This is a genomic window from uncultured Cetobacterium sp., from assembly GCF_947039425.1.
In the GTDB taxonomy this organism is placed as follows: Bacteria; Fusobacteriota; Fusobacteriia; order Fusobacteriales; family Fusobacteriaceae; genus Cetobacterium_A.
Genome location: NZ_CAMQYW010000184.1, coordinates 1 through 4,017 on the forward strand (window position 1 = coordinate 1; position 4,017 = coordinate 4,017).

The window sequence follows — 4,017 nt, forward strand, 5'->3', positions numbered from 1 at the left end:
CATTACAGTGGAATTGCTGGTAAGGGATATAAATTATTAACAGAGGGATCAGAAGTTACATTTCTAGTAGAAGAAACTGAAAGAGGTTTATTAGCCAAAGAGGTTACACAAATTTAATTATTTTTTAAAACACGAATATTATTTATTCGTGTTTTTTTTTGATCTATATAAGAAATATATTATTAACTAAATGGATACTAATTTGATTAAGTATTAATTAAAAGTCTTATCTTTTAATAAATTATAGGTGTATAATAAAAAAAATCTAGTACAAAAAGGAGAAAAATTATGAAAAAAGGTATTATGCTTTTTGCCTTATTATCATCATTTGCCTTAGCTAATGGACCACATAAAATATTGGAAGATAGAGTGGAAAATCAAGCAATGGTTCAAAAATTAGTTAATTCTTCTACTGTTGATTATGACGTTGATATTTATAATAATCAAATGAATTTTGAAGTAGAAATAGAGGGAGCTACTGAGCCAACATTAGACTATTCTCAATTGTCAAATAAAATAGTTAATATTGTAAAAAGTGAAACACCTAATATTAATGAGATCTCTATTATTGTTAAATTCGATCCTACAGTTGGAAATGATAAAATTTTATACTCTAAAATATATACAATTAAATAAATTTATATTTTTAGATCATTTTTTTAAAGGAGATATAGAAGAGATACTAATAGAATATAATTCAAATATAGATCTTTAAGTCCTCCGTGAACTTGATATAGATCTATTAATTATAGAAAAAGAAATCCCCCCAGATTTCTTTTTTTATTTTTCAAATATATAAAATTTCAAATCAAGTTTAAGGAGTTAATTAATGAAAAAAATATTTGTTTTATGTTTTGTAATATCTTCACTAATTTTTGCTAATGATCAATTTGATATAATTGAAGATAGAATTGAAAATCAATTTGTAATGGAAAAAATTATAAATCTAGAGAACTATAGTGTTGATTATGATATTGATATTTTTAATAATCAAATGAATATAGAAATTGAAGTTGAAGGATTAAAACAACCAAATTTAGATTTTAAACATATGAAAAAAAATATTTCAAAAATAATTAAAGATACTAAATTACAAATCAATGATGTTTATATTGTTGTAAAATATGAATCTTTAATTGGAAATGATGTTATTTTATTTTCTGAGTCATACTTAAATATGTAAGTAGAGAATATTAGTGCAAATTCCCACAATTGCTGTTATAATTTTATTAGAATTTAAGTGATTGGAGGAACATAATGAAAGACTTAATAGAGAGTTTTAAAACAAGTTCAATAGACAGAAATATAGAGTCTAATTTGAACTATCAACATAGATTACTAAGTAACAATAAAGAAAAAATGGTATCTTTATTAAGAAGAGAACTATCTAATTGTAGTGAATTTATAATTTCTGTAGCTTTTATTACAGAGGGTGGAGTTACTCTAATTTTAGAAGAGTTAAAAAAACTTAAAAATAAAAATATAAAAGGTAAAATTATAACTGGAGATTATCAAAACTTCACACAACCAAAGGCCTTAAGAAAGCTTTTAGAGTTTCCAAATATTCAATTGAAAATGTCCTTTAATAATAAATTTCATGCTAAGGGATATTTTTTTAAAAGAGACAATATATGGAATATAATAATAGGAAGTAGTAATTTAACTCAAGGAGCTTTAACAAGTAATTTTGAATGGAATTTAAAAATTAGTTCACTTGAAAATGGACAAATTGTAAAGGAAACTGTAGAGGAATTTAATCAAATTTTTAATAATCTTCCTGAATTTAATACTTTAGTTTTAGATGAATATGAAAAAATATATAATTATTCAAAGAATTTTTTTAATTCAAATAAAATTTCAACAATGTCTTTTAATAAAGAGATAAAACCAAATAGTATGCAAGAAAATGCTTTAAAAAATTTACAAGAGTTAAGAAAAAGTGAGGATAAAGGGCTTTTAATTAGTGCTACTGGAACTGGAAAAACTTATCTTAGTGCCTTTGATGTGAAAAATGTAAAACCCTTAAAGCTTCTTTTTATTGCACATAGAAAAACAATTTTAGAAAAAGCTAAAGAAACTTTTGAAAATTTAATTACAGATAAAAATATGGGTATATATGGTGAAAAAGTGAATATGGATTATACCTTTGCTATGATTCAAACTTTAAGTAAAGATGACCATTTACATAGATTTTCTAAGGACTATTTTGACTATATTATAATAGACGAGGTGCATCATAGTGGAGCTAAAAGTTATCAAAAAGTTATAAACTATTTTACTCCTAAATTTTTACTTGGAATGACAGCAACACCTGAGCGTACAGATAGTTTTGATATTTATAAACTTTTTAACCACAATATAGCTTATGAGATACGATTACATGATGCTCTTAAAGAGGAGTTACTTTGTCCTTTCCATTATTTTGGTATTTTAGATATTGAAATTGATGGAGTTAGTATAGATGAAAAAACTGCAATTAAAAATTTAGTATTAGATGAAAGAGTTAAACATATTCTTGAAAAAAGTAGATTCTATGGTTACAGTGGTGATAAATGCCATGGACTAATCTTTGTTTCTAGAGTTGAGGAAGCTAAAGAGTTAGCTAATAAATTCAACGAAAAAGGTGTATTGACTAAAGCTTTAACTGGTGAAGATAGTGACGAAGTTAGAGAGAGGACTATTGAGGATTTAGAAACTGGAAAAATTGAATATATTATAACTGTTGATCTATTTAATGAGGGTGTTGATATTCCTTGTGTAAATCAAGTTTTACTCCTTAGACCAACAGAATCATCTATTGTATATATTCAGCAATTAGGAAGAGGCCTTAGAAAACACAAAGGAAAAGAGTTTGTTACAATTTTAGACTTTATAGGAAATTATGAGAAGAACTTTTTAGTTCCAGTAGCTCTATCTCAAAATAATAGTTTTGATAAAGATTTTATGAAAAGGTTTATTCAAAATGGAAGTAATCTTATTCCTGGAGAAAGTTCAATATCTTTTGAAGAGATTGTAAAAGAAAGAATATTTAATAATATTACATCTTCTAATTTTTCAACAAAAAAGAATATTGATCACGATTTTACTCTTTTGGAAAAACAGTTAGGAAGAACTCCTTATCTCTTTGATTTCTTTAAAAGAAATATGATAGATCCTAGTGTTATTTTAAAATATAAAAAAGATTATGATGAGATTTTAAAGGTTCTTAGACCAAAAGAGAGTTTTGGTAGTTTAAATGAGATTGAAAAAAATCACTTGAAATTTCTATCAGTTTTCTTTACACCTGGGAAAAGAGTTCATGAAATGTTGATTTTAAAGGATATTTTGGAAAATAATAAGTTTTCTTTTGAAAGAGTAGAAAATCTTTTATTGAAAATTTATAAATTAGTAAATCAAGAGAAAAATATTGAAAATGCAGTAAGACATTTTTCCAAAGAGATTTTTACAAGTTTATCCACAGCTAAAGAGTTTTATCCTATTCTTGAAAAAGAGTTAGATGAATATGAAATTTCTAAAAGTTTAAAAGATTCATATTGTAAAAATAAGTACTTTAAAAAGTTAGTAGATGACCTTATAAAATATAATTTAGCTTATGTGGAAAAAAACTACAAACAAAAAACTATAGAAAGTATAATTCTTCATAAAGAGTATACAAAACTAGAGGCTTTTTGGTACTTAAACTTAGATTATAATAACGGTTATCAAGTTAGTGGATATACTTTTTTTGAAAATACAAAAACAGTTATAATCTTTATAACTTTAGATGACTCAACTTCATTTACAAGTTATGATAATGTTATTTTAGATAAACAAAGATTTAAATGGTTTTCTCAAAACTCTAAATATTTAAATAAAAATGGAGAAAGAACCAAAGAGGGTAAAATAGCAGATGGTTATTATACAGTTCAAACTTTTATAAAAAAACAAGCAGGAGATAACTTTTACTATATGGGAGAAGTTGAAAAGACCTTAGAAGCTAAAGAGATAAAGATTGATAAAGGTAATAAAATTGTAAAT

4 protein-coding genes are annotated in these 4,017 nt (G+C 24.4%); all 4 read left to right on the forward strand.

Annotated features, from left to right (window positions below):
- Positions 1 to 12 precede the first annotated feature (12 nt).
- Positions 13 to 117, forward strand: coding sequence for a hypothetical protein (locus tag Q0V09_RS10815; protein WP_367172330.1), 105 nt, complete (start codon positions 13 to 15; stop codon positions 115 to 117).
- A 171-nt stretch (positions 118 to 288) separates the two neighbouring features.
- On the forward strand, positions 289 to 636 hold the full coding sequence (locus tag Q0V09_RS08715) for a hypothetical protein (RefSeq protein ID WP_297488602.1): 348 nt from the start codon (positions 289 to 291) through the stop codon (positions 634 to 636).
- A 193-nt stretch (positions 637 to 829) separates the two neighbouring features.
- The gene (locus Q0V09_RS08720) at positions 830 to 1,183 is read left to right on the forward strand and encodes a hypothetical protein (protein ID WP_297488605.1); all 354 of its coding nucleotides are present in this window, start codon (positions 830 to 832) and stop codon (positions 1,181 to 1,183) included.
- Between the two features lie 71 nt (positions 1,184 to 1,254).
- Positions 1,255 to 4,017, forward strand: a 2,763-nt coding sequence (locus Q0V09_RS08725) for a DUF3427 domain-containing protein (RefSeq protein WP_297488608.1), incomplete at its 3' end; no start/stop codon positions are given.